We start from the raw sequence: 693 nt of genomic DNA on the forward strand, positions 1-693 counted from the left end.
GTCTTATTGCTCTTATCGGTAGCGCTATCTTGGTTCCAAGCAACCTTAAGCAACCACCTGCGGCGAAGGTTTCGGCACAACTAAAGGTTCTAACTCAACCACGATTACTGTTGGTTTACGCTATCACAGCACTAGGTTATGGCGGCACATTCACAGCCTTTACCTTCCTTGCTCCAATACTGGAAAACGTATCAGGGTTTGATTCGAGCTCAATCAGCCTCATCATGTTGGTTTACGGTGTGTCAGTGGCGGTGGGTAACATCTGGGGCGGAAAAATGGCCGACAAGATGGGCCCGATTAAAGCGTTGACCGTTATCTTCTCTGGTTTAGCCGCAGTACTGGTGGTATTCAACTTTACCGCAGTAAACCCTTACGCAGCTGTTGCTACCATTTTGGTTTGGGGTGCATTCGCATTCGGTAACGTTCCGGGGCTACAAGTGTATGTTGTGAAACTGGCTGAGAAATACACACCAGACGCAGTCGATGTCGCTTCTGGGTTGAACATTGCAGCCTTCAACGTCGGTATTGCATTGGGCTCATGGGGCGGTGGTTTGATTGTTGCGAAATCTGGATTAATGAACACCCCTTGGGTAGGTGCTGTGATTGTTTTGATCGCTCTTGTTCTGACTCGATTCAGTGGTGCGTTAGATAAGAAGCAAGCACAACAAGCTGTTCCATCTAGCATCTAGCATC

Annotated in this window: 1 protein-coding gene; it reads left to right on the plus strand. The window is 48.2% G+C overall.

Annotated features, from left to right (window positions below):
- The coding region (locus AB4496_RS28815; RefSeq protein WP_372133536.1) for an MFS transporter at positions 1-689 on the plus strand (689 nt) is incomplete at its 5' end.
- Positions 690-693: the final 4 nt, after the last annotated feature.

This window comes from Vibrio sp. 10N.222.46.A1 (assembly GCF_041473595.1).
GTDB classification, from domain to species: Bacteria; Pseudomonadota; Gammaproteobacteria; order Enterobacterales; family Vibrionaceae; genus Vibrio; species Vibrio tasmaniensis_A.